This window comes from Amycolatopsis speibonae (assembly GCF_042647925.1).
GTDB classification, from domain to species: domain Bacteria; phylum Actinomycetota; class Actinomycetes; order Mycobacteriales; family Pseudonocardiaceae; genus Amycolatopsis; species Amycolatopsis speibonae.
The window spans coordinates 12,580-37,689 of the sequence record NZ_JBHRWK010000040.1 but is presented as its reverse complement, the minus strand read 5'-3'; the positions used below and the strand labels follow the sequence as shown (position 1 = coordinate 37,689).

Here is a 25,110-nt window from a genome sequence, read left to right as displayed (position 1 = left end):
ATCGTCGAGGATGAGGGAGTGCTGTGAAGCCGTACCCGTTCACCGCCGTTGTGGGGATGCCCGATCTGCGCCTGGCGCTGGTGCTTTCCTCCATCTCGCCCGCCGTCGGCGGAGTGCTGGTGCGCGGGGAGAAGGGCACGGCGAAATCCACCATGGTGCGCGCGCTCGCCGGACTGCTTCCCGGCGTCGACGTCGTGGACGCGTGCCGGTTCTCCTGCGATCCCGTCGAACCCGACGCCGCCTGCCCGGACGGCCCGCACGCCGAGGGCTCGGCAGCGCATCGCCGTCCCGCGCGGCTGGTGGAACTGCCGGTCGGCGCGGCCGAAGACCGCGTGATCGGCTCGCTGAACCTGGAACGCGCGCTCGCCGACGGCGTCACCGACTTCCAGCCGGGGCTGCTCGCGGCCGCGCATCGCGGGCTGCTGTACGTGGACGAGGTCAACCTCCTGCACGATCACCTGGTCGACACGCTGCTCGACGCCGCCGCCATGGGCCGCGCGACCGTCGAACGCGAGGGTGTCTCGGTGTCGCACTCCGCCCGGTTCGTCCTGATCGGCACGATGAACCCCGAGGAAGGCGAATTGCGGCCGCAGCTGCTGGACCGCTTCGGGCTCACCGTCGAGGTCGCGTCCAGCCGTGATCCGGAACTGCGCGTCGAAGTCGTCCGGCGGCGGCTCGCCTACGAGGCGGATCCCGACGGTTTCGCCGGCCAGTACGCCGCGGCCGACGCCGAACTGGCGGCTGACATCGAAGCGGCGCAACGACTTCTGCCGTCGGTCAAACTGCCGGACGACGCGCTGCGGCAGATCGCCGAGGTCTGCGCGTCCTTCGAAGTCGACGGCATGCGCGCGGACATCGTGACCGCGCGGACCGCGGTCGCGCACGCCGCCTGGGCAGGGCGGACCGAGGTGACCACCGAGGACGTCCGCGTCGCGGCCCGGCTCGCGCTGCCGCACCGCCGTCGCCGCAATCCCTTCGACGCGCCCGGAATCTCCGAGGAACAGCTGGAGCAGGCCCTCCAGGACGCCCAGCCCGAAGACCCCGGCCCGGAAGGCCCTGACGACGACGGTCCCGGTTCGGGCACCCCGCCTCCGGCCGCGGAAGGCGACGCGCCTCCGCAGGAAGGCGGCCAGGAGCCGTCGGGCGGCGGCAAGAGCGGCGGCGACCAGAAGCCGGTCGGCGCCGGGGAAGCCTTTCGTGCCAGGCGTTTCGAGGTGAAGGGCACCGGCGAGGGTGCCGCCGGACGGCGGTCGAGGGCGATCACCGACAACGGGCGGACCATCGGCGTCCAGCCCGCCGGGACCAAGGACGGGCATCCGCATCTGCTCGCGACCGTGCGCGCGGCCGCGCCGCATCAGCGGTCTCGCGGCCGTAGCGGCGCCGGGCTCGTGGTGCGGCCGCAGGATCTGCGGTTCGCCCGGTGGGAAGGGCGCGAGGGCAATCTGGTGCTGTTCTGCGTGGACGCGTCCGGCTCGATGGGCGCGCGCCAGCGGATGCGCGAGGTCAAGACGGCCGTGCTGTCGTTGCTGCTCGACGCCTACCAACGTCGCGACAAGGTGGGCCTGGTGACTTTCCGTGCTTCCGGCGCCGAACTCGCGCTTCCGCCGACGATCAGCGTCGACGCCGCGGCGTCCCGTTTGGACGGTCTCACGACCGGCGGCCGCACGCCGCTGGCCGAGGGACTCCTTGAAGCGGTACGGGTTCTGCGGATCGAAGCGGTCCGTGATCCGCAGCGGCGCCCGCTGCTCGTCGTCGTCACCGACGGCCGCGCGACCAGCGGTGCGGATGCCGTCAAGAGGGCTCAGCAGGCCGCCGGGTTGCTGGCCGGGAACGTGACCTCGGTCGTGATGGACTGCGAGAGCGGCAAGATGCGCCTCGGGCTCGCCGCGGAACTGGCGGAACACTTGGGCGCGGAGCACGTTCCGGTCACCGAGGTCGCCGCCGACACGCTCGCGGGCGCCGTCCGTACTCGTCTTTCGGGGAGGGCCGCGTAATGCCGCAGGGCAAACCGGAAACGGTGCCGAACGACGGGCTCACCACGCGCCAGCGTCGCAACCGGCCCTTGCTCGCCGTGAACACCGGCGAGATGAAGGGGAAGTCGACGGCCGCGTTCGGGATGGCGTTGCGCGCCTGGAACCAGGGCTGGTCGATCGGCGTGTTCCAGTTCGTCAAGTCGGCGAAATGGCGCGTCGGCGAGGAAGCCGCGTTCCGCGCGCTCGGCAAGCTGCACGAAGACACCGGCCAGGGCGGCGCTGTCGAGTGGCACAAGATGGGCGAGGGCTGGAGCTGGGCGCGCAAGTCCGGGTCGGAGGAGGACCACGCCGTCAACGCCCGCGAGGGCTGGGCCGAGATCAAACGCCGCCTCGCCGCCGAAACCCACGACTTCTACGTCCTCGACGAGTTCAGCTACCTGCTGAAATGGGGCTGGCTCGAAGTCGACGACGTCGTCTCGGCGCTGACGTCGCGCCCCGGGCACCAGCACGTGGTGATCACCGGCCGGTACGCGCCGCCGGAGCTGATCGAGGCGGCGGACCTGGTCACCGAGATGACCAAGGTGAAGCACCCGATGGACGCCGGGCAAAAGGGCCAGCGAGGCATCGAATGGTGAATCGCGTGGTCATCGCCGCGCCCGGTTCCGGGCACGGCAAGACCACGATCGCCGCGGGCCTCATGGCGGCGTTGCGCGCGCGAGGGCTGAGGGTGTCCGGGCACAAGGTCGGCCCCGACTTCATCGACCCGAGCTATCACGCCCTCGCGACCGGGCGGCCCCCGCGCAACCTCGACCCGTTCCTGCAGGGTGAGGAGCAGCTGATCCCGTTGCTGCGGCACGGTTCCGCCGGTGCCGACATCGCGATCATCGAAGGCGTGATGGGCCTGTTCGACGGGGCGCTGGGCACCGAAGGCTACGCCTCGACGGCGCACGTCGCGCGGCTGCTGGACGCCCCGGTCGTGCTGGTGGTGGACGCCTCGGCGGCGTCGCGCAGCGTCGCCGCGACCGTGCTCGGGTTCGCGCAGTACGACACCCGCGTCCGGCTCGCCGGCGTCATCCTCAACAAGCTGGGCTCGCGGCGGCACGCGGACGAGATCGTCACCGCGCTGGAAGCGACCGGCGTCCCGCTGCTGGGAACGTTGTACCGCAACGAAGAGATCCACGCGCCCAGCCGTCACCTCGGCCTGGTCCCGGCTGCCGAACGCGCGAGCGAGTCGGAGCGGCTGCTGCCGGAACTGGCCGGATGGATCAGCGAGGGAGTGGACCTCGGCGCCGTCGTCCAGGTCGCGCGGTCGGCTTCCCGGCTTTCGGGCGAGCCTTGGCGGCCGCCGCTTGCCCATGACGGCCCGCGCACGGTGGTCGCCGCCGCGGCCGGTCCGGCGTTCACCTTCCGCTACACCGAGGCCGACGAACTGCTGGCCGCCGCCGGCGTCGACGTCGTCGAGGTGGACCCGTTGCAGGACAAGGAACTTCCCGAAGGCTGTGCCGGACTGTACTTCGGCGGCGGGTTTCCCGAGGTGCACGCCGAAGAGCTTTCGGCGAACGTCCCGCTGCGGACGGCGGTGGCTCGGGCGATCGGCGACGGAATGCCCGTCGTGGCCGAATGCGCGGGCCTGCTGTATCTCTGCCAGGACATCGACGGGATGCCGATGACCGGCGTCCTCGACGCCTCGGCCACCATGACCAAACGCGGGAAACTCGGCTATCGCAAGGCTTTCTCGCCTGCGGACACCGTGCTGACCGTCGCCGGGCAGCGCGTCACCGGTCACGAGTTCCACCGCACGATCGTCGAACCCGGCAGCGGCCCGACACCGGCCTGGGGCTGGGATCGCACGCCCGACGGCTTCGCGTCGGCGTCGCTGCACGCGTCGTACCTGCACGTTCATTGGGCGGGCTACCCCGAACTCGCCGAGCGGTTCGCCGCCGCGGCGCGCGCCCATGGCTGACTACGACCTCTGGCACCACGGAGACCGCGAGGTCGGCGACGGGCTCGTCGATCTGGCGGTCAACGTCCGCCTCCCGGCGCCGCCCGCCTGGCTGCGCGCCGAACTGGCGGCGGCCCTGGACGATCTGGCCGCCTATCCGGACGTCAGCGCCGCTGTGGCGGCGGTGGCCCGGCGGCACGGTCTACCGGAGTCCCAGGTGCTGGTGACCTCGGGCGCGGCGGAGGCTTTCACGCTGCTGGCCACGGCGTTGCGGCCGTCGCGCGCGGTGGTCGTGCATCCGCAGTTCACCGAACCCGAAGCCGCCTTGCGCGCGGCCGGACATCCCGTGACCCGGGTGCTGCTGTCCGCCGACGACGGCTTCCGGCTGGGCGACGTTCCGGACGACGCGGACCTGGTCTTCGTCGGGAACCCCACGAACCCGACTTCGGTCCTGCACCCGGCCGCGGACCTGCTGGCTTTGGGCCGTCCGGGCCGCCTTGTCGTCGTCGACGAGGCCTTCCTCGACGCCGTCCCCGGCGAGACCGAAAGCGTCGCGGGACAACCCGGGTTCGCCGTTCTCCGGAGCCTGACGAAAACCTGGGGGATCGCCGGACTGCGCGCCGGATACGTCCTGGCGGGCGAGTCCGTTGTGGACAGTCTGCGCGCGGTCCAGCCGCCGTGGTCGGTGTCCTCCCTCGCCGCCGTCGCCGTGGTGGCGTGCTGCCGCCCGTCGGCGCTGGAGGAGGCCGAGAAACTCGCGGTGTCGGCGGAATCGGATCGGGAGTACCTGGTTTCGGGCTTGACGGCGTTGGGCGTCGAGGTGCTGGGGGAGCCGCGCGGGCCGTTCGTGCTCGTGCGGCTTCCTGGCGCGGACGGCGTCCGGGAACGGTTGCGGGAGAACGGTTTCGCGGTCCGGCGCGGGGATACCTTCCCGGGGCTGGACTCGCGGTACCTGCGGATCGCGGTGCGGGATCGGGAGACCGTGGACCGTTTCCTGGCGGCCCTTGACGCCGTGCTGTGAGGTCCCAGCCGCAGAGGTGCGGCCGTTGGGCGGGTGGCGATCGGACTGGTCACTTCGCCTTACCACCGTGCGGCCGAACTGGTTGGATGAGCCGGTGAACTTCGTGATCGGCGTCTTCGATCTCTTCGCCTACACCATCCCCGGCGCGCTGTACGTCGCGTTCTTCGGCTACCTCGGGACGAAACTCCACATCCTCACGGTCGCGAGCGTCGCCGGCGTGCCGACCGTGGTGCTGGTCGTCGTGATCGTGGTGCTGAGTTTCCTGCTGGGTTACCTGGCCTATCCGGCAGGCGACGCGCTGGAGCGGATCGTGCCGCGCAGACGGGACCGGAACCCGGTCGAGGTGTTCCTCAAGCGCTCACCAGCGGCGAAGGACCGCGCGTTCCTGAAGGAGAACCCGCATCTCCTGCTCGGCGCGCTGCAACTGCACGACAAGGAGGTCGCGGTCGACATCACGCGGCTGCGCGCGTCCGGGCTCATGGTGCGCAACTGCGCGCCGCCGCTGCTGTTCGGCGCGGTCGCCGCGATCGTCGAGATCTTCGCCGGGAAGCATCCGTTCATCGCGGCAGGGTTCGCGGTGCTGCTCCTGTTCGCGTCGCTCACGCTGGTTTCGCAGGGCCGGAAGCTCAGTCTCTGGGCCGGGATGAAGACCCTCGAACTGTGCTTCTGGATCCCGGAAATCGACGAGAAACTGGCTGCGGACGAGGCTGCCCCGGAACCCTCCTGACCCCACGTGCCGGACCGTGTGGAAGCACGAACCCTCAGAACGACAAGCCGACCAGGATCCCCGTCACAGCCACTTCGACACAGCCGCCGAGCACGTCCCCGGTGACCCCGCCCAGCCGCTGGACGCACCGCGCCAGCAGCGCCGACGCGGCCAGATACCCCAGCGCCACCGCGATCAGCCCTTGCCGCCACGGGAACACCAGCGCCGCCGCACCCGCGAGCACGGCGAACACCACCGCTGCGGTCCACACCGGCACCGAACCGGCGACGGTCGCGCCCAGGCCTTCCGGCCGGGCCGAGGGGACCCCGCGCGCGCAGCACAGGGACAGCACTCCGCGTCCGGCGACGACGGCGATCGCGGCCGCGGCGACCCCGTGCCCGGCGGAGATCGCCCCGGTCAGCGCGCCGACCTGCACGAGCAGCACCAGCACCAGGGTCGCGATCCCGGTCGGCCCGGAATCGCCGCGCCGCATGACCTCCAGCGCGCGGGCGCGGTCGTAGGAAGCGCCGAGCCCGTCGGCCGTGTCGGCGAGCCCGTCCAGATGGAGCCCGCGACTGCCCAGCGCCACCGCACCCAGCGCGAGCGCCGCCGACGCGAAAGGGGGCAGGCCGACCAGTTCACCCAGGTAGACGATCACCGAAGCGACGGCCGCGAGCGGCAAGACGGCCGGCGGAGCTAGCACCATCGCGCCACCGGCCACCCGCCGGTCGATCACCGACGGCGCCGGAACCCGGACCGTGGTCAGGGTTCCGACGGCCATCTTCAGCGCGTCGGCGATCAAGCCAGATCCGCCAGCAGGCCCATGTCCGCGAGGATCGCCCGCGCGGCCCTCAGCGTCGGCACCGCCTGCACCGCGCCGCTGCCCTCGCCGAGCCGCAGCCCCAGGTCGAGGATCGGCTCCAGCCCGAGCGCCTTCAACGCGTACGCCTGCGACGGTTCCGTCGACCGGTGCCCGGCCAGCCACCACTGCTCGGCGCCCGGCGCGATCTCGCGCGCGACGAGCGCCGCGGCTCCGGAGAACACGCCGTCGAGCAGCACCGGAACCCCACGGACCGCGGCCCGCACGAGAAAGCCCGACGTCGCGGCGAGACAAGCGCTGCCGAGCGCGGTCAACACCGCGAAGGGGTCCTTCACCGCACCGGCCCTGGTCAAGGCGGCCTCGACGACGGCGACCTTCCGAGCTCGCCCGTCCTCGTCGATGCCGGTGCCCGTGCCGACGACCTCTTCCGCCGCCAGGCCGAGCACCGAGGCGACCACGGCCGCGCAGATCGTCGTGTTGCCGATCCCCATGTCGCCGGGGATGAGCAGATCCGCGCCGCCGTCGATCTCCTCGTCCGCGATCGCCAGCCCGTGCTCGAACGCCGTCCGCGCCTCGCCCTCGGCCAGCGCGTCCTCGACGTCGATCGAACCGGAACCACGCCGGACCTTGTGCGCGGTGACCTCGGCAGGCACGTCCGCGCCGTCCCAGTCCACGGCGATGTCCAGCGCGCGCACCTTCGCTCCGGCCAGCGCGGCCAGCACACCGACACCGCTCTTCCCGGCGAGGAACACGCGGACCATCGCCGCGGTGACCTCACGCGGATACGCCGACATCCCGGAAACCCCGTGGTCCCCGGCGAACACGACCACCCGGACGTCGTCGAGCGGCCGCGGCGGGACGGTGCCGTGCGCCGCGCTGAGCCAGGCGGCCAGGTCTTCGAGCCGCCCGAGCGAGCCCAGCGGCTTGACCAGACCGTCCAGTCTGGCGCGCGCGGCGGCTTCGGCGGCGGCGTCCGGGGTGGCGATACGCATGGCGGCTCCCTAAGGCAGGTCGAGCATCCGTCCGGCGACGACCAGCACGGTCCGGTCGGACTCGGCGGACACCCGGTTGTTCAACGCGCCCAGCACATCACGGAACACGCGCCCGGACACCGTCGCGGGCACCACACCGCTGCCGACCTCGTTGCTGACCGCGATCACCGGCACGTCGGCCTGCGCCCACGCCGCCAGGAAGTCCTCCAGCCGGTCGTCGAGCCGCCGTTCCCAGCCCTTGCGCTGCTCCCAGGCGCCGACCTCGTCGAGCACCCGGCTGATCCAGGTGCCCAGGCAGTCGATGAGCAGCGGATGCGTCGCCGTGCGCAGCACCGTGGCCAGGTCGGTGGTCTCGATCGTCTTCCAGTTCGACGGCCGTCGCGCGCGGTGCGCGGCCACGCGAGCGGCCCATTCGGGATCGTCGGCGCTCGGCGGCAGTCCGGGGGCGACGTAGGTCAGGTGCGGGTGGCGGGACGCGAGGCCCTCGGCGTGGCGTGACTTCCCAGAGCGGACGCCGCCCAGTATCAGCACCTTGCCGTCGTCGCGCGAGTAGCGGCGAAGTGCCCTCGCGAGGGTCTCGAGACCCCCCGCGAGGCGATGCGTCAGCTTGGTCATACCCCGCATTCTCGTGCACGCGCTACCGTTCGCCACGTGCCACTCCGACAAGCCGCCACCGCAGCCGGACTCGTTACCGGTTACGTCGCCGACGCAGTGTTCGGAGATCCAGGAAAGAGGCATCCGGTCGCGGGCTTCGGAAGCGCCGCGCAAGCCCTTGAACAGCGGGTTTGGGCCGATTCGAAGGTTCGGGGCGCGGCGTACACCGCGGTCTGCGCGGGCACCGTCACCGGATTGGGGGTCGCGGCCCAGTTCTGGACCCGGAAGCGCCCGTTCGCGCGGTTCGCGCTCACCGCGGCGTCCACTTGGGTGGTCTTGGGCGGCAAGGGGCTCGCGGCCGAGGGCACTCGCATGGCCCGGCTGCTCGACGACGGCGATCTGCCCGGCGCGCGGCGGCGGCTGTCGCATCTGTGCGCCCGCGACGCCACCGGGCTCGACACCGAACAGCTCGCGCGCGCGACCACCGAGTCCATCGCCGAGAACACTTCGGACGCCGTCGTCGCGCCGTTGCTGTGGGGAGCCGTCGCCGGGATCCCCGGGCTGCTGGGCTACCGCGCGCTCAACACGCTCGACGCGATGGTCGGCTATCGCTCGCCGAAGTACGCCAACTTCGGCTGGGCGTCGGCCAGGACGGACGACCTGGCCAACCTGGTGCCCTCCCGGGTCGGCGCGGTGCTGACCGTGGTGTCCGCCCCGCTCGCGGGCGGGTTCGCCAAATCCGCGTTCCGGATCTGGCGCCGGGACGGGAAGCATCATCCGAGTCCCAACGCCGGCCAGGTCGAGGCCGCCTTCGCGGGCGCGCTCGGGGTCCGGCTGGGCGGGACGAACAGCTACGGCGGCCGCACCGAACGCCGCGGCGTCCTCGGTGACGGCCGCGAGCCGGAACCGGTGGACGTGCGCCGCGCCGTCCGGCTGTCGCGAGCGGTCGGTCTCGCGGCGCTCGCCGTCGCTGTCGCGGTCACGCGGTGAGCGGCCTGCTCGTCGCGGGGACGACGTCGGACGCGGGCAAGAGCCTGGTCACGGCCGCTTTGTGCCGCTGGCTCGCGCGACAGGGCGTGCGGGTGGCGCCGTTCAAGTCCCAGAACATGTCGAACAACTCGATGGTGTGCGCGGACGGCGCCGAGATCGGCCGCGCGCAATGGCTGCAGGCGCGGGCGGCCAGGGTCGAGCCCGAAGCCGCGATGAACCCGGTCCTGTTGAAACCCGGGAGCGACCGCCGCAGCCACGTCGTCGCGCTCGGGAAACCGTTCGGCACGCTGGAGGCGGGGGAGTACGCGACGGGCCGGGCGGGGCTCGCGGAGATCGCCTTCGACACGTTCTCTTCGTTGCGACAGCGCTTCGACGTCGTGCTGTGCGAGGGCGCGGGCAGCCCCGCCGAGATCAACCTGCGCGAGGGCGACTACGTCAACATGGGGCTGGCGCGACGCTTCGGCCTGCCCGTGGTCGTCGTCGGCGACATCGACCGCGGCGGCGTCATGGCCGCGATGTTCGGCACCCTCGCACTCCTGTCCGCCGAAGACCAGGCGCTGGTTTCGGGCTGGCTGGTCAACAAGTTCCGCGGTGACGTGGGCCTGCTGCGGCCTGGCCTGGAGACGCTGGAGAAACTCACCGGCCGCGAGGTCTTCGGCGTGCTGCCCTGGCTCGACCAGGTGTGGATCGACTCGGAGGATGCGCTGGCCGCCGCGGGCTGGGGAGCGTCCGGCGGTTCCCTGCGCGTCGCTGTCGTGCGGTTCCCTCGCGCCTCCAACGCGACCGACGTCGACGCGCTCGCCGCCGAGCCCGGTGTCTCGGTCGCGCTGACGGCCGATCCGGACACGGTCCGGTCCGCCGACGTGGTGATCCTGCCCGGTTCCCGCGCGACCGTGGACGACCTGGCGTGGCTGCGTGCCCGCGGCTTGGCGGACGCCGTCCGGGCGCGGGCCGAGGCAGGCCGTCCGGTACTCGGGATCTGCGGCGGCTACCAGATGCTGGCCGCCGAGATCGAGGACGACGTCGAATCCGGTGCCGGGACGGTGCCCGGTCTCGGTCTGCTGCCGACGCGCGTCTCGTTCAGCGCGGACAAGGTGCTGGCGCGCCCTTCGGGGGAGTGGCGCGGCCTGCCCGTCGAGGCGTACGAAATCCACCACGGTGCCGTGACCGCCACCGGCCCCGCCGAGTCCTTTTTGGATGGTCACCGGCAGGGCGCGGTGTGGGGCACGATGTGGCACGGTGCCTTCGAGAACGACGGTTTCCGCCGCGCCTGGCTGGGCGAAGTGGCGGACTGGTCACCTGTCGACGGTGCGCCGGGTTTCGGCGTGCTCCGGGAGAGCATGCTGGAACGGCTCGCCGACGCTGTCGAGGTCCACGTCGACACCGTGGGTCTCATGCACCTGATCGAGGGTGGCGCTCGGCCCGGCCTGCCCTTCGTCCCGCCCGGTGCCTGAACGCGGCCGCAGCGCGCGCAGCACCAGCCGGACCACCGACTCGCCGAACTCCGCGGTGAGCGGGCCCGTCCGCAGCAGCCAGCGGTAGTACACCGCCCCGTAGAACAGATCCACCCCCGTTTCGAGATCGGCGCCGTCGATCGTCCCCGCCGTCGCGGCCAGCCGGAACCGCGCCCTCGTCGCCTCCAGCCACGGCCGCATCAGCCGCTCGTCCAGCTCCGCCGACAACTTCGCGTCACCCTGGATCGCTGTCAGCAGCGCGCGGTAGAACGCCTCGTACCCGCTGTCCGCCAGCGGGTCCACAGTGGACCGGAGCACCGTGCGCAGGTCGCCCTCGAAATCGCCGGTGTCCGGGAACGTCAGTTCGCCGGCGCCCTCCACCAGCGTCAGATACGCGTCCAGCACCAGCGCGCCCTTGTCCGGCCACCAGCGATAGATCGTCTGTTTCCCGACCCCCGCCCGTGACGCGATCGCTTCCACCGCCAGCTTCGGGTAGCCCACCTCCCCGAGCAGTTCCGTCGCCGCTGTCAGGATCGCCTGCCGCGAGCGTTCGCTGCGCCGGGTCGGATCCGGGGACTTGACGTTTCCAGCCATGCCGGTATCGTAGCACCACGAGACGAGACGGTCCGTCTCGCTCGAATCGAAGGAGTCGGAATGCGTACTTGGTTCATCACCGGAGCAGGTCGTGGCCTCGGCCGCCTCGTCGTCGAGCACGCGCTGAGGGCGGGGGACAACGTCGTCGGCACCGCCCGCCGCCCCGAGGTCCTCGAAGACCTCGTCAACGCGAGCGAGGGCAGATTGGTCGTCCTGCCCCTCGACGTCACGGACAGATCCACCGTCTTCACGACGGTCGAAAAGGCGGCTGAAGTATTCGGGCGGATCGACGTCGTGGTCAACAACGCGGGCTTCGGCCTGATGGGCGCGGTCGAAGAGGTCGGCGAGGCCGACGCGCGGGCCATCATGGAGACGAACTTCTTCGGCGCGCTGTGGGTCACCCAGGCCGTGCTCCCTGTTCTGCGGAAGCAGGGCGAGGGCCGGATCCTGCAGATGTCGAGCGTGAGTGGCCTGATGGCGGTGCCGACCATGGGCCTCTACAACGCGAGCAAGTTCGCCCTCGAAGGCCTCAGTGACGCGCTCGCGCAGGAGGTCGAGGGTCTCGGAATCCACGTGACACTGGTCGAACCGCGGGTCTACGCCACCGACTTCATGGGTGCCAGCTTGAAGATGTCACCGCTGAGCCCGGCCTACGACCCGGTGCGCGCGGCGTTGATGGCGAAATACGCCGACGGTGTCCCCGGCGATCCGGTGAAGGTCGCCGAGGCCGTCCTCGAACTGGTGGCCAGTGACGCGCCGCCCCGCCGCCTGCTGCTCGGCGACGGGGACTTCGACGTCATCATGGAACTGCACCGGGACCGCGTCGCGGAATGGCGCGCGTGGGAGTCGGTCAGCCGGGCTGCGGGCTAGCGACTTCCTTGCGCGCCAACGCCTTCTCGGCCAAAGCGCCGAAGGTCAGGCCGAGCGCGGTCCACAGCACCAGCTGGGTGCCGACAGAGGCCAGCCGGAAGGTCCACAGCGTGGAACCCGGGAAACCAGTGGGGACTTCGTCGATCGAAGGCAACAGCGCCGCCGCCACCCCGATCAGCACGACGTACCCGCCCGCGGCGATCAGGCCGCCGCGCCAGGCACCGAGCTTGTCGGCAAGCTTCCGGCCGAACGCCGCCGCGAGGAGGCCGATCAGCAGCGAAAGCGCGACGAAGCCGAAGTACAGCGAAGTCCGGCTCCCGATCGTGCCCGCCTGGCCGACGGCGGGCGGATTCGCCGGGTACTTCAAGAACGGCACCAGGAACACGACCACGAAGGCGCCACCGGCGAGCAGCGCCGCGGTCACCCGTGGGCGCAGCGTGCCGAGTCGCCCGTAGACGAAGGCGAAGGCGAGTGAGAACAGCCCACCGACAGCGACGCCGTACAGGCCGACACCGGTCAGCAGACCGACGGTGCTCTGCACGCCGCGCGTGACCAGCTCTTCTTCTTCGGGCTCGGCCTCGGCGGGAGAGTGTTCGTGGGCACCCGGAGCCGCGTCCGGAGCACTGTGGGAGTGAGCCGCGGTGCCTTCGAGACCGATGGCGGTCTCGACCGAAGGTTCACCGAGGAAGTAGGCGAAAAGCGTCGCCAAGACACCAGCGATCAGGCCCGCGAGCATGCCGCGGACCAGCAAGGTCCTCATCATGGGGCGCGTGCCGCCTAGTGGCAGGGGAAGGCCAGCAGGTGCCGGCCGTCGTGGACGAACTCGTGGACGTACGAGTTCGCGAACACCGACACCGCACCCTGCTCGGCGCTGATGAAGTACAGCGTGATCAGCGAAAGGAGGATGACGAGCACCGCCCAGGGCAGGATCTCGCGGACGGGGATCCGGACGGGGACGGGTACTGCGGCTACCGCTTCGGACATGGCGGTGGGACCTCCTCGGGCTAGCGCGGCCTCTTCAGGGGTGACACGACGGCTCCGGGTCTGGCTTCCCCGAACCGGCTGGTTCGAGGTCACAGTGGCGCGACCGCGCGGAATCTCACCGCGTTCCGGGTGCCGTCGTCTGGCCGGTCGAGCGTAGGTCGCCGCGAAGCGTCCGGTCAATGTGACGGAACCCGATCGGCGCAGGCTCGTTACCGCCGGAATCCCTGCCGCCGGTGGCGGGGAGCATGCCAAAATCCAGCTATGACACCTGCGGTGGCGGCACTCGATGTCGGCGGAACGTCCATCAAGGCGGCCCTGTACGACGCGGACCTGAAGGACCTGGCCAGCTTGCGCGAGCCGACGGCGCGTGGAGCGGACGGCGAGGCGCTCGCGGACCAGGTCGCGCGGATCGTGGAGACACTGGGCAAGCAGGCGGGCACCGGTACGCCGGACGCCGTCGGCGTGGTCATCCCGGGCATCGTCGACGACGTCGAGCGGGTGGCCCGGTTCTCGGCGAACCTCGACTTCCGGAACGTCCCGTTCGGCGAGATGCTCGACAGCAGGCTGGGGCTGCCGTTCGCGTTCGGGCACGACGTCCGCGCGGGCGGGCTCGCGGAGTTCCGCGTCGGCGCGGGCAAGGGCTGCACCGACGCGGCCTTCATCCCGGTCGGCACCGGGATCGCGGCCGCGCTCCAGCTCGACGGGAAGCTGTACGCCGCGGGCGGGCAAGGCGGCGAAATCGGGCATATCGACGTCGGCCACCGGTTGCCGTGCGGCTGCGGCGCGACAGGATGCCTTGAGGCGATCTCATCGGCGTCGGCTATCGCCCGCCGCTACAGCGAGCACACCGGACGGCCGGCCGAAGGCGCCGAGCAGGTGGTCGACGCCGCGCGGCACGGCGACGAGGCCGCGATCTCCGTGGTCAACGACGCGCTCGAAGGGCTCGGCCACGGCATCAAGACCCTGGTCACCCTGCTCGCGCCCGAGGTCGTCGTCCTCGGCGGCGGCCTGTTCACCGCGGGCGACTACGTCCTCGAACCGGTGCGGGCCTGGCTGAGCGCGAACCTGCAGTTCCAGCGCATGCCGGAACTGAGGATCGCGCAGCTCGGCGACGAGGCGGGCAGGCTCGGCGCGGCCCTGCTGGCACTGGACCGGCTCAAGCCTTGACCACCCGCACGCCTTCCTCTTCGAAGGCGTGCACCCGCTCGGGATCCGCGCGGCCGTCGGTGACGAGAACGTGGACGTCGGCGGTCGCGCAGATCTTCGCGAAGGCGTGACCGCCGAGCTTCCCGCTGTCGGCCAGCACGACGACCTGCCGGGCACGGGCTGCCATCAGCCGGTTCGTGCTCGCGTCGCCTTCGTGGTGTGCCTGCGCGCCGTGCACCGGGTCGAACGCGTCCACCCCGAGGAACACCAGATCCAGCGAGATCTGATCGAGGAACAGATGCGACAGCGGCCCGGACAGGTCGAACGACTGCTGCCGCGCGACCCCGCCGGTCACCACGATCTTGATGTTGGGCCGGACGGCGAGTTCGTGGGCGATGTTGAGCGCGTTCGTCACCACGGTGAGCGAAGGCCCGACGCTCGGCTCGCCCATGTCCGGCCGGGTCGCGAGCGCGCGGCCCACCTCGGTGCTCGTGGTGCCGCCGTTGAGCCCGACCACCATGCCGGGGTCGACCATTTTGGCCGCGGCGGCGGAAATCCGTTGCTGTTCCGGCGCTTTGCGCGCCGCCTTGTGCCGTAACGGAAGGTCGTAGGCGACGTTGCTCGCGACGGCGCCTCCGCGGGTGCGGACCACGAGATTGCGACCCGCCAGGTGATCGAGGTCCCGGCGGATCGTCGCGGGGGAGACACCGAGTTCGCCCGCCGAAACCTCGACGTCGACTTTTTCCCGCTCTCCCACCATGTCCAATAAAGCCGTCAGCCGTTCATGCCGGTTCATCCGAGCTCCCTCCCCGAAGCGCGATGTTGCTTACCGCACCGGACAAAGTACTACGCGTCGCGATGCGGTCGGGAGGAAGCGGCAGGTTTGGGACGCCGGGGAGGCGGAATCGGGAGAGTGAGCGCCGGCCACCCCCAGTGTGACCGGCGCCCACCCGACGGCCGGTACGCCCAGGACCGGCCCGTTTCGGAGGTTATCGCCGCGGGTTCCGGGCTGATATCCGCATTGCGCCCGGTCCGGTGACGTTTAGCGGATAACCCGCCATTCGATCACCGGAACCGGCCGCAGTGCGTGAAGAATCAGCCCTTGCCCAGTCCGCGCAGGAACGCGAGTGACGGCATGAAGAAGTATTCACCGCCCTTCAGCGTCACCGCCTGCGGGAACGGATCCGCGGTCACCGTCCGGGTTCCCGCCCAGTCCTTGGTGTAGACGGATTCCGGACGCGGACCCTGTCCGATGACCGGATCGAGACCCGGCGGCTTGACCCCGACCGCGGGAATCGGGAACCCCGGGTTGTTCGCCCAGGTCTCCTGAGTGAACTCGAACTGGTTGCCCAGCGCCGAATTGAACGCCATGAACAGCAGGCCGACCCCGCCGCTCGGCCGGGCCGACGGCGGCAGATCGGCGTTCGGGTCGTCGGCCCGCTCGCCGTAGGGCACGCCCCGCCGCGCCATCAGGTGCAGGCGTTCCCGCGGGGGTAGTTCCGCCCCGCCGCTGCCGCGCGGGTTCGTCTTCCGGATGTGGGCCTGGAACGGGCATTTGGTACCGGAGATGTCACTTCCGTAGTCGAAGTTGTTCGGTACCGGGCTTTCCGCGCCCTCTTGTCGTTGCGCGGTCAGCGGTGTGCCGTCCTCGAACCGGCCGACGATCATCGCTCCCGCGCGTTCACGGTCTTCGCCGGAGAGCCCCAATTGATCGGCCAGAGCCTCCTCGGCCTGCTTGAATCGCCGCACATTCTGTTCCAATTTGCGGAAAACGAAGTAGCTGCCGAAATGCACCGCGGGATCGGGAGCGGCGCGATCGGGGACGAGCACCTGGTTCAGCGGCGCGCTCGGATCCCAGACGCTGATTCCGTCCGTCGCCGTCTTTTCCGCGTGGATGTCCTCGACCAGGAAGAGCGGCTGGCTCCGCCCGTCGACGTAGCCGAAATGTTCGATGCCCTCGCCGTGGGAATTCACCCGGCCGAGTCCGGTTTCCTCGGCGACGACGGAAATCGTCGACGGAACCAGTGCGAGAACCGCGTTCCGACGCGCGGTCATCGGTGCGTCGGCGCCGTCGGCGACGATGACGACGGCGTGGATCTCGTCGTGGTATCCACTGTCGAACGTGGAGCGGGGCGGGTCGTTCAGCATGTCGCGGGTCTCTTGTGTACGCATGCCGCGACGGAAGGATTCGTCTTGTGGTGCCTCGACTTTCAGGAATCGGTAGCCTGCCGAGGTCAGCCCGGCGCCGACGTAGGGAGACCCCTTCACGCCCTCCGCCTTGAAGCGCTCGACCTCGGTCATGTGGGCCTTCGCCGACTTCATCAGCGGGACGAGCGACGCGAGGAACTTTTTCGCGGTCTTTTCTTCCGAAAAACGGAGGAAAAGCGCGGAGAAATGGTCGCGGGCGTGCGCTTTGAGGATGTTCGGCTGAAGTTCGTCGAGCATCTTCGCGGCGTCACCGGACGCCGTCTTCCATTCCAGGGGAATACTCAGATCAACGGGCATAACAAGGAACCCCCTCCTTGGGAACCCTGTCCGGCGGCCCCGGCAGGTCTTGCCGGTCCCCACCGCCGGGCGGGGCTTACTCCTTGATATAACCGATACCGAAAGCCCGCCGTCATCACCCGCAAGTATGCGCTTTCGGCGGTTTTATCACCCGAAAGAACCAGTGAGACGATCACGCAACGCGATCAGTCCTCTACTTGCGATAGTTCGTCGTCGAACCATCGCAAGCAGAGGACTGATCGCGCGAGAGGGGAGAGACCTACGTGAGGGGCCGATCGGTCGGAGCGATCGGAGCGGGCAGGACGTCCCGTCCGGTGAGGAACGCGTCCACCCCGGCCGCCGCGGAGCGGCCTTCGGCGATCGCCCACACGATGAGCGACTGGCCGCGGCCCATGTCGCCCGCCACGAAAACGTTGTCGACGCTGGTCTTGAACGCCTTGTCCCTGGCCACGTTGCCGCGCGGGTCCAGCTCGACGTCGAGCGCCTCCAGCAGGCCTTCCCGCTCCGGGCCGACGAAGCCCATCGCGAGCAGCACCAGCTGCGCCGGAAGCTCCTTCTCGGTGCCCTCGACCGGGACGAACTTGCCGCCCTCATTGCGTACTTGGATGAGTTTCAAGGCCCGCACCCGGCCGTCGGCGTCGGCGGCGAACTCCTGGGTGTTGACCGAGTACAGCCGCTCGCCGCCCTCTTCGTGCGCGGACGAGACGCGGTAGATCATCGGATACGTCGGCCACGGGTGCGCGCCGGACCGCGAAAGCGGCGGCTTCGGCATGATCTCCAGCTGCGTGACCGACTTCGCGCCCTGGCGGTGCGAGGTCCCGACGCAGTCCGCGCCGGTGTCGCCACCGCCGATGACGACGACGTCGAGGCCCTCGGCGCTGATCGGCGACACGTCCAGCTCACCGGCCGCGACCCGGTTGGCGGGCGGCAGGAACTCCATCGCCTGGTGGATGCCCCGGTGCTCGCGGCCGTCGATCGGCAGGTCACGCCACGCCGTCGCGCCGCCGGCGAGGACCACCGCGTCGTAGGACGACTTCAGCTCCTCGACGGTGAGATCGACGCCGACGTTCACCGAGGTCCGGAACTCCGTGCCCTCGGCCCGCATCTGGTCGAGGCGGCGGTCGAGCCGGTGCTTCTCCATCTTGAATTCGGGGATGCCGTAGCGCAGCAGCCCGCCGATCTTGTCGGCCCGCTCGAAGACCACGACACTGTGGCCCGCGCGCGTGAGCTGCTGCGCCGCGGCGAGTCCCGACGGCCCGGACCCGACCACAGCCACCTTCTTGCCGGTCCGCGTGACCGGCTCCTGCGGCGTGACCCAGCCTTCTTCGAAGGCCCGGTCGATGATCGAGATCTCGACCCGCTTGATGGTGACGGGATCGTCGTTGATCCCGAGCACACACGCCGTCTCGCACGGCGCCGGGCAAAGGGTCCCGGTGAACTCCGGGAAGTTGTTGGTCGCGTGCAGCCGGTCGGCCGCCTCGCGCCAGTCGTCGCGCCAGGTCAGCGTGTTCCACTCGGGGATGAGGTTCCCGAGCGGGCAGCCCTGGTGACAGAACGGGATGCCGCAGTCCATGCAGCGCCCGGCCTGCTTCTGCAGCTTCGACGTCGCGAAGTCCTCGTACACCTCGCGCCAGTCCATCAGGCGCAGATCGACGGGACGGCTCGTCGGCGTCTCGCGGGTGGTGGTCAGAAAGCCCTTGGGATCAGCCATGAGCCGCCTCCATGATCGCCTCGTTCACGTCACGCCCGTCGCGCTCGGCTTCAGCCTGCGCGGCGAGCACCCGCTTGTAGTCCTTCGGCATGACCTTGCCGAACCGGTCGACGGCGGCGTCCCAGTCGGCGAGCAGCGCACGCGCGACCGCGGACTCCGTTTCGTCGTAATGCTTTTCGAGCGCCTCGCGCAGGAAGTCCACATCGGACGAGTCCAGCGGGTCGACGTCGACCATCTCCGGGTTCATCCGGTGCGCCGGCAGGTCCAGCACGTAGGCGACGCCGCCGGACATCCCGGCCGCGAAGTTACGGCCGACGCTGCCGAGCACGACCACGCGGCCGCCGGTCATGTACTCGCAACCGTGGTCGCCGACGCCTTCGACGACGGCCAGCGCGCCCGAGTTGCGCACGCAGAACCGCTCGCCGACCTTGCCGCGGATGAAGATCTCGCCGCTGGTCGCGCCGTAACCGATCACGTTGCCCGCGATGATGTGCTCTTCGGCGTTGTACCGCGCCGCTTCGGGCGGCCGCACGATGAGCCGTCCACCGGACAGTCCCTTGCCGACATAGTCGTTGCCGTCACCGAAGAGTCGCAGGGTGATGCCCTTCGGCACGAACGCGCCGAACGACTGACCGGCGGTCCCGGTGAAAGTGACGTCGATCGTGTTGTCCGGCAGGCCCTCGCCGCCCCACCGTTTGGTGAGCTCGTGGCCGAGCATGGTGCCGACGGTCCGGTTCACGTTGCGGACCGGCAGCTCCAGCCGCACCTTGTCCCCGGACGACAGCGCGCCCTCGGCGAGCTGGATCAGCGTGTTGTCCAGCGCCTTCTCCAGCCCGTGGTCCTGCACCGTCTGCTGGTGGCGCAGCCCGGCGGGAGCCGAGTCGGGCACGTGGAAGATCGGCGACAGGTCGAGACCGGCGGCCTTCCAGTGGTCGATCGCCTTGCGCTTGTCGAGCATCTCCGCGTGGCCGACGGCCTCGGCGATGGACCGGAAACCCAGCTCCGCCAGGTACTCCCGGACCTCCTGGGCGATGAACTCGAAGAAGTTCACCACGTACTCGGCCTTGCCGCTGAACTTCTCCCGCAGCTTGGGGTTCTGTGTCGCGACGCCGACCGGGCAGGTGTCGAGGTGACACACCCGCATCATGATGCAGCCGGACACCACCAGCGGCGCGGTCGCGAAACCGAACTCCTCGGCACCGAGGAGCGCGGCGATGACGACGTCACGGCCGGTCTTGAGCTGGCCGTCGGTCTGCACGACGATCCGGTCGCGCAGCCGGTTGGCCAGCAGCGTCTGCTGCGTCTCGGCGAGCCCGAGTTCCCACGGTCCGCCCGCGTGCTTGATCGACGACAGCGGGGAAGCGCCCGTGCCGCCGTCGTGCCCGGAGATGAGCACGACGTCCGCGTGCGCCTTGGAGACACCGGCCGCGACCGTGCCGACGCCGACCTCGGACACGAGCTTCACGTGGATGCGCGCGGCCGGGTTGGCGTTCTTGAGGTCGTGGATCAGCTGCGCCAGATCCTCGATCGAGTAGATGTCGTGGTGCGGCGGCGGGGAGATGAGCCCGACACCCGGCGTGGAGTGCCGCGTCTTCGCGATCCACGGGTACACCTTCGCGCCGGGCAGCTGGCCGCCCTCGCCGGGCTTCGCGCCCTGCGCCATCTTGATCTGGATGTCGTCGGCGTTGACCAGGTATTCGCTGGTGACGCCGAACCGGCCGCTCGCGACCTGCTTGACCGCGCTGCGGCGTTCGGGGTCGTAGAGCCGGTCCGGATCCTCGCCGCCTTCACCGGTGTTCGACTTGCCACCGAGCCGGTTCATCGCGATGGCCAGGGTTTCGTGCATCTCCGACGAGATCGAGCCGTAGGAGATCGCGCCGGTGGCGAACCGCTTGACGATCTCGGAGACCGGTTCGACCTCCTCGATCGGCACCGCGGGCCGCTTGCCGACCTTGAAGTCGAACAGCCCGCGCAGCGTGTACAGCTTCTGCGCCTGGTCGTCGACGGACTTCGTGTACTCCTTGAAGACCTCGTACTTCCCGGCCCGGGTGGAGTGCTGCAGCTTGAACACCGTCTGCGGGTTGAACAGATGCGGCTCGCCCTCGCGGCGCCACTGGTAGTCCGCGCCGGTCTCCAGCTCGCGGTGGTTCGCGCGGAACCCGTCGCGCGGGAACGCCCGGCGGTGCCGCTCGGCGACCTCCAGCGCGATGGTGTCGAAGCCGACACCGCCGAGCCGGGAAGTGGTACCGGTGAAGCAGTTCTGGATGATCTCGTCGCCGAGCCCGACCGCCTCGAAGATCTGCGCGCCGGTATAGGAGGCCACTGTGGACACACCCATCTTCGACATCGTCTTGCGGACGCCCTTGCCCAGCGCCTTGATCAGGTTCGCGGTGGCCTGTTTGGCGGTGGCACCGGGGATCAGGCCCTGATCGGCCATCTCCTCGACGGTCGCCATCGCCAGGTACGGGTTCACCGCCGCGACGCCGTAGCCGATCAGCAGCGCGACGTGGTGCACCTCGCGCGCGTCGCCCGCCTCGACGATCAGGCCGGCCTGCGTGCGGGTCTTCTCCCGGACCAGGTGGTGGTGGACCGCGCCGGTGAGCAGCAGCGACGGGATGGCCGCGTGGTCTTCGTCGACCCCGCGGTCGGACAGCACGATCAGCCGGGCGCCCTCGGCGATGGCCGCGGACACCTCGGCGCGGATCTCGTCGAGCCGCCGCACGAGCGCCTCGCCGCCGCCGCGGACGTCGTAGATGCCCTGCACGGTGACGGCCTGGAACTCGGGGAGGTCGCCGTCGTCGTTGACGTGCACCAGCTTCGCGAGCTCATCGTTGTCCAGCACAGGGAACGGCAGCGCGATCCGGCGGCACGACCTCGCGTCGGAGACGAGCAGGTTCGGCTCGGCGCCCAGCTGGGTGCCGAGCGAAGTGACCAGTTCCTCGCGGATCGCGTCCAGTGGCGGATTGGTCACCTGGGCGAAGAGCTGGATGAAGTAGTCGAAGAGCAGCCGCGGCCGGCTGGACAGCGACGCGATGGGGGAGTCGTTGCCCATCGAGCCGATCGGCTCCGCGCCGGTGCGGGCCATCGGTTCGAGCAGGACGTCGAGTTCCTCTTCGGTGTAGCCGAAAGCCTGCTGGCGGCGCACGAGCGCGGCGTGCGGCGGGATCTCGCGCTCCCGGGCGGGAAGCCCTTCGAGCGGGAGCAGGCCGTCCTCGACCCATTCGTCGTACGGGTGCTCGGTGGCGAGCTGGTTCTTGATCTCGTCGTCCTCGACGATCCGGCCGGCGGCGGTGTCGACCAGGAACATGCGGCCCGGCTCCAACCGTCCTTTCCGGACGATCGTGGACTGCTCCAGCTCCAGCACGCCGACCTCGCTGGCGAGGACGACGAGGCCGTCTTCGGTGACCCAGTACCGCGCCGGGCGCAGGCCGTTGCGGTCGAGCACCGCGCCGATCTGGGTGCCGTCGGTGAAGGAGACCAGCGCGGGTCCGTCCCACGGTTCCATCAGCGTCGAGTGGAACTCGTAGAACGCGCGGCGCGCGGGGTCCATCTCCTGGTGGTTCTCCCAGGCCTCCGGGATCATCATCAGCACCGCGTGCGGCAGCGACCGGCCGCCGAGGTGGAGCAGCTCCAGCACCTCGTCGAAGGACGCCGAGTCGCTCGCGCCACGCGTGATGATCGGGTAGATCCGCTTGAGGTCACCCGGGATCAGGTCGGATTCGAGCAGCGCCTCACGCGCGTCCATCCAGTTCCGGTTGCCGCGCAGGGTGTTGATCTCACCGTTGTGGGCGACGTACCGGTACGGGTGCGCCAGCGGCCACGACGGGAAGGTGTTGGTGGAGAAGCGGGAGTGCACCAGGCCGATGGCGCTGGTGACGCGCTCGTCGGTGAGGTCGGCGAAGAACTTCTCGACCTGCGGCTCGGTGAGCATTCCTTTGTAGACGATCGTCCGTGACGACAGGCTCGGGAAGTAGACGTCTTCCTCGACGAGTTCGTGCTCGGCGCGTTTGCGCACCACGAACGCGGCGCGTTCCAGGGCGAGGCCCGACAGCGCCTCCTGCCGTCCGGACAGGAACAGCTGGCTGAAATGCGGCATGGTCTCGGCCGCGCCCGTCCCGACGTGTTCCGTGTGGACGGGCAGGTCACGCCAGCCGAGCACGCGCATGCCTTCTTCGGCGGCGACGCGTTCGATGGTCGTCATCGCCCGGCCACGCGGGATTTCTTCCTGCGGAAGGAAAGCCGTGCCGACGGCGTAGGCGCCCGCCTCGGGCAGGTCGAAGTCGACGACCTCGCGATAGAACTCGTCGGGGACCTGGATGAGGATCCCGGCGCCGTCGCCGGTCTCCGGGTCGGCGCCGCGGGCTCCGCGATGTTCCAGGTTCCGCAGCGCGATCAGCGCTTTGGCGACGATGCCGTGATCGCGTTTTCCGGAGAGATCGGCGACGAACGCGACACCGCAGGCGTCGTGCTCGAACTCCGGGTCATACAGGCCTTCGGGGGCCTTGCTGCCCTTGTTGCTGGCATGGTGGGTCACGGCTGGCCGCCTCCCAAGGCGTCGGCGCGACCGGATAGCACTCCGTTCGGGTGGTTCGGACGTGAACCAGTTAACGAAGTGGTCCGGGACCGCGATGGTCAGTCGAGAGGGAACGATCCCGCCCGCGAAACGGGGGCAGGCCTCGTAGAGCCGCACTGCACTGGGCGGCCGATGCGCTTTTGTGTCTCATGTGTACTGCCGCGCGCCGGGTGCCGCCGGACCGTTGTGGTGGAGGGCAGGCGGGGCGCACGTGTTACTCCCGGGTTCGCCGGTCTTATGACGATAGTGTGAAATCGCTGTTATCGACATACGTCGCTTGGTCGGGGTGGGAAATGCCACGCGGGCGTTGACTTCAAACATCATCTGCCCACTGGCTGGAATGCGGTGTCCACTGAGTGGGGCATTAGCGCGCTGAACTGGGTAAACGTTCGCTCACATCGCTCGATGGTGTGACCTGGGTCGCGCATTGGGGTGAGTTTCGCCGACGTCGCGGTGACCTGGGGTGACGGTCGAATCGCCCGAACGGCAGAGTGACCTGCCCGGTTTGAGAGGCTTGGCCGATGGCGGATCGTTATCTCACCGTGGCGGGCACCGGGGTCCACGAGATCGAAATACGGCGTTCACGCTTCCTCTGCGCGCTCGCCCCGGCCGCCTCGGAAGAGGCTGCCCGCGAGGTGATCGCGGGCAGGAAGAAGGCCGATCCGGCGGCTCGGCACCACTGTCACGCGTTCGTGCTGGGCGCCGACGGCCGCGCTGGCTCGATGGATTCTCGGCGGGAAAGAGTGCCTCGAATCGAGCGCTCCAGCGACGACGGCGAGCCCGCGGGGACGGCCGGCACCCCGATGCTCGAGGTGCTCCGCCGCCGGGAGCTGACCGACACCGTCGCGGTGGTGACCCGCTACTTCGGTGGGGTCCTGCTCGGCGCGGGCGGCCTGATCCGCGCGTACGGGCAGGCTGTCTCGGAGGCCGTCGACACGATCGGGGTGCGAGAGTACCGGCGGCTGAGGCTGGTGGAGGTCGTCGTCGACTACGACCGGGCCGGGCGGCTGGAGAACGACATCCGCTCGTCGCCGTACCTGCTGCACGCGACGCGGTTCGAGGACGTCGCGCACTTCGACGTCGGGCTCGCGCCGGATCAGGGGGAGGCGTTCCACGCCTGGCTCGCCGACCTGACCGGCGGGGAGGCCCTCGCCGAGGAGATCGGCGAGACCTGGCTCCCCACCCCGTGACCAGACGCCGCACTCACGTGATCGAACGGCGAACACGGTGTTGCCCGTCTGATCACGCGAGTTGTCCGTCTGATCACGGGTGTGCGCGGGAACGCCACTCGTCCAGGGTGATGGCGTACTCGACCTCGCCCTCCTCGGTTCCGGGGATCGGGTTGTCGAAGTACTCGTGGTAGGTCCGGACGTGCCGCATCCCGATCTTGTCCATCACCCGCCGGGAGCCCAGGTTCACCGCCATGGTCGCCGCCCAGATCCGCGTCGCCCCGAATTCGGTGAAGCCCTTCTCCAAGAGCGCGAGTGACCCCTCTGTCGCGTACCCCTTGCCCCAGGAAGACCGGTTCAGCCGGTATCCGAGTTCGGGATCGTCCGTGTGATGACCGCGCAGCGGACGGAAATGGAACCACCCCAGGAATGCCCCGCCGGATTTCTCGATCGCCGCCCAGAACCCGTAACCGGGGAAACGCTCGTAGTAACCGAGAAAGGCGGGAAGGTCACGGTTTTCGATCTCCGCCCGATCGGCTGGTTCTCCCCCGTTGAGATAGCGCATGACTTCGGGGTCGTCATAGAGCGCGAACAGGTCGTCGACGTCGGCGCCGGTGAACTGCCGCAGCAGGAGCCGTTCGGTCTCCAGAAAGACACGCATCGCCAAAGCGTGGCGTCGCGGGGACGCCCGGGCAACCTGTTTAAGCGGCCACCCCAGGGCTGGTTAGGCCTTTCAGTGCCTCCACTCCGGCCTCGGTGAGCAGGGCGGGAACACGCTCGCCCCACCTGCCACCCCTGGCGGGCGCCACCAGTCCGAGGTGGGCGAGGCGATGCGCGGTGTGCTGGTCGCAGCAGGCGAGACCATCGACGAACAGGTCCGGCTCGCAGCTGCAGCTGATCTCGGCGTGGCCCTCGGCCACGGCTCTCAGGGTGGCCCGCTCACGATGGTTCAGCTCTGCGAGAACGTCCATGGCGCGCCTCCTTCCTGGTCCGCTGTTCACAGTCAAACCCACACCCCCGACAGTTTCCGTCTTCTCCGGTGCGAAGTCTTGGATTTCGGGCGGAC

The 25,110-nt window shown here is 69.9% G+C and carries 21 protein-coding genes and 1 pseudogene; 10 read left to right on the top strand and 12 right to left on the bottom strand.

Annotated elements, in window-relative coordinates; all coding sequences use genetic code 11:
• The first annotated feature begins 23 nt into the window (after nt 1–23).
• From ACFOSH_RS25500 to ACFOSH_RS25480, 5 genes are all read left to right on the top strand, one after another.
• Nucleotides 24–1,994, top strand: coding sequence for a putative cobaltochelatase (locus ACFOSH_RS25500; RefSeq protein WP_378241580.1), 1,971 nt, complete (start codon nt 24–26; stop codon nt 1,992–1,994).
• A complete protein-coding gene (cobO, locus tag ACFOSH_RS25495; protein ID WP_378241579.1) occupies nt 1,994–2,608 on the top strand; it encodes a cob(I)yrinic acid a,c-diamide adenosyltransferase in 615 nt (204 codons plus the stop codon). The genes ACFOSH_RS25500 and cobO overlap by 1 nt, the downstream gene beginning before the upstream one ends.
• Complete coding sequence (locus ACFOSH_RS25490; RefSeq protein WP_378241578.1) at nt 2,602–3,936, top strand: cobyrinate a,c-diamide synthase; 1,335 nt, start codon at nt 2,602–2,604, stop codon at nt 3,934–3,936. The genes cobO and ACFOSH_RS25490 overlap by 7 nt, the downstream gene beginning before the upstream one ends.
• The gene (gene cobC / locus ACFOSH_RS25485) at nt 3,929–4,936 is read left to right on the top strand and encodes an Rv2231c family pyridoxal phosphate-dependent protein CobC (RefSeq protein ID WP_378241577.1); all 1,008 of its coding nucleotides are present in this window, start codon (nt 3,929–3,931) and stop codon (nt 4,934–4,936) included. Before ACFOSH_RS25490 ends, cobC begins: the two co-directional genes overlap by 8 nt.
• A gap of 94 nt (nt 4,937–5,030) precedes the next feature.
• The gene (locus ACFOSH_RS25480) at nt 5,031–5,663 is read left to right on the top strand and encodes a hypothetical protein (protein ID WP_378241576.1); all 633 of its coding nucleotides are present in this window, start codon (nt 5,031–5,033) and stop codon (nt 5,661–5,663) included.
• Between the two features lie 34 nt (nt 5,664–5,697).
• Here the strand turns inward: ACFOSH_RS25480 and ACFOSH_RS25475 are convergent, their stop codons facing one another.
• From ACFOSH_RS25475 to ACFOSH_RS25465, 3 genes are read right to left on the bottom strand one after another with little or no spacing between them, the layout of a single operon-like run.
• A complete protein-coding gene (locus ACFOSH_RS25475) occupies nt 5,698–6,444 on the bottom strand; it encodes an adenosylcobinamide-GDP ribazoletransferase (protein WP_378241575.1) in 747 nt (248 codons plus the stop codon).
• Nucleotides 6,441–7,454: a nicotinate-nucleotide--dimethylbenzimidazole phosphoribosyltransferase gene (gene cobT / locus ACFOSH_RS25470; RefSeq protein WP_378241574.1), complete on the bottom strand. Its 1,014-nt coding sequence runs from the start codon at nt 7,452–7,454 to the stop codon at nt 6,441–6,443. The genes ACFOSH_RS25475 and cobT overlap by 4 nt, the downstream gene beginning before the upstream one ends.
• A gap of 9 nt (nt 7,455–7,463) precedes the next feature.
• Entirely contained in the window at nt 7,464–8,069 is a 606-nt protein-coding gene (locus ACFOSH_RS25465) for a bifunctional adenosylcobinamide kinase/adenosylcobinamide-phosphate guanylyltransferase (RefSeq protein ID WP_378241573.1), read from the bottom strand.
• Nucleotides 8,070–8,105: 36 nt separating this feature from the next.
• On the opposite strand from ACFOSH_RS25465, the gene ACFOSH_RS25460 reads away from it, so the two are divergent.
• Nucleotides 8,106–9,038 (top strand): cobalamin biosynthesis protein, encoded by a 933-nt coding sequence (locus tag ACFOSH_RS25460; protein ID WP_378241572.1) that lies wholly within the window; start codon nt 8,106–8,108, stop codon nt 9,036–9,038.
• Entirely contained in the window at nt 9,035–10,492 is a 1,458-nt protein-coding gene (locus ACFOSH_RS25455) for a cobyric acid synthase (RefSeq protein ID WP_378241571.1), read from the top strand. Before ACFOSH_RS25460 ends, ACFOSH_RS25455 begins: the two co-directional genes overlap by 4 nt.
• A gap of 33 nt (nt 10,493–10,525) precedes the next feature.
• Here the strand turns inward: ACFOSH_RS25455 and ACFOSH_RS25450 are convergent.
• A pseudogene (locus tag ACFOSH_RS25450) lies at nt 10,526–11,086 on the bottom strand (TetR/AcrR family transcriptional regulator); the annotation flags it as partial.
• A gap of 60 nt (nt 11,087–11,146) precedes the next feature.
• Between ACFOSH_RS25450 and ACFOSH_RS25445 the strand changes: the two are divergent.
• Complete coding sequence (locus ACFOSH_RS25445; protein ID WP_378241570.1) at nt 11,147–11,956, top strand: SDR family NAD(P)-dependent oxidoreductase; 810 nt, start codon at nt 11,147–11,149, stop codon at nt 11,954–11,956.
• Here the strand turns inward: ACFOSH_RS25445 and ACFOSH_RS25440 are convergent.
• Entirely contained in the window at nt 11,937–12,719 is a 783-nt protein-coding gene (locus ACFOSH_RS25440) for a CbtA family protein (protein ID WP_378241569.1), read from the bottom strand. The two genes, ACFOSH_RS25445 and ACFOSH_RS25440, sit on opposite strands and share 20 nt — an antisense overlap.
• Nucleotides 12,720–12,733: 14 nt before the next feature.
• A complete protein-coding gene (locus ACFOSH_RS25435) occupies nt 12,734–12,940 on the bottom strand; it encodes a CbtB domain-containing protein (RefSeq protein WP_005162643.1) in 207 nt (68 codons plus the stop codon).
• A gap of 273 nt (nt 12,941–13,213) precedes the next feature.
• Here ACFOSH_RS25435 and ACFOSH_RS25430 point away from each other — a divergent pair, with 273 nt between their 5' ends.
• Nucleotides 13,214–14,107 (top strand): ROK family protein, encoded by an 894-nt coding sequence (locus ACFOSH_RS25430; RefSeq protein ID WP_378241595.1) that lies wholly within the window; start codon nt 13,214–13,216, stop codon nt 14,105–14,107.
• Here ACFOSH_RS25430 and ACFOSH_RS25425 read toward each other — a convergent pair.
• The 4 genes from ACFOSH_RS25425 to gltB form a co-directional block, all read right to left on the bottom strand.
• Entirely contained in the window at nt 14,097–14,882 is a 786-nt protein-coding gene (locus tag ACFOSH_RS25425) for a DeoR/GlpR family DNA-binding transcription regulator (RefSeq protein WP_378241568.1), read from the bottom strand. The two genes, ACFOSH_RS25430 and ACFOSH_RS25425, sit on opposite strands and share 11 nt — an antisense overlap.
• Nucleotides 14,883–15,181: 299 nt before the next feature.
• Nucleotides 15,182–16,591: a Dyp-type peroxidase gene (locus tag ACFOSH_RS25420; protein WP_378241567.1), complete on the bottom strand. Its 1,410-nt coding sequence runs from the start codon at nt 16,589–16,591 to the stop codon at nt 15,182–15,184.
• Between the two features lie 259 nt (nt 16,592–16,850).
• On the bottom strand, nt 16,851–18,302 hold the full coding sequence (locus ACFOSH_RS25415; protein WP_378241566.1) for a glutamate synthase subunit beta: 1,452 nt from the start codon (nt 18,300–18,302) through the stop codon (nt 16,851–16,853).
• Nucleotides 18,295–22,836: a glutamate synthase large subunit gene (gene gltB, locus ACFOSH_RS25410; protein WP_378241565.1), complete on the bottom strand. Its 4,542-nt coding sequence runs from the start codon at nt 22,834–22,836 to the stop codon at nt 18,295–18,297. Before gltB ends, ACFOSH_RS25415 begins: the two co-directional genes overlap by 8 nt.
• A gap of 560 nt (nt 22,837–23,396) precedes the next feature.
• On the opposite strand from gltB, the gene ACFOSH_RS25405 reads away from it, so the two are divergent.
• Nucleotides 23,397–24,065 carry a YigZ family protein gene (locus ACFOSH_RS25405; RefSeq protein WP_378241564.1) on the top strand — a complete coding sequence of 223 codons (669 nt, stop codon included), beginning with the start codon at nt 23,397–23,399 and terminating at the stop codon, nt 24,063–24,065.
• 73 nt (nt 24,066–24,138) lie between these two features.
• On the opposite strand, the gene ACFOSH_RS25400 is transcribed toward ACFOSH_RS25405, so the two are convergent.
• Nucleotides 24,139–24,705 carry a GNAT family N-acetyltransferase gene (locus ACFOSH_RS25400; protein ID WP_378241563.1) on the bottom strand — a complete coding sequence of 189 codons (567 nt, stop codon included), beginning with the start codon at nt 24,703–24,705 and terminating at the stop codon, nt 24,139–24,141.
• A 40-nt stretch (nt 24,706–24,745) separates the two neighbouring features.
• Nucleotides 24,746–25,015, bottom strand: coding sequence for a hypothetical protein (locus ACFOSH_RS25395; RefSeq protein ID WP_378241562.1), 270 nt, complete (start codon nt 25,013–25,015; stop codon nt 24,746–24,748).
• Nucleotides 25,016–25,110: the final 95 nt, after the last annotated feature.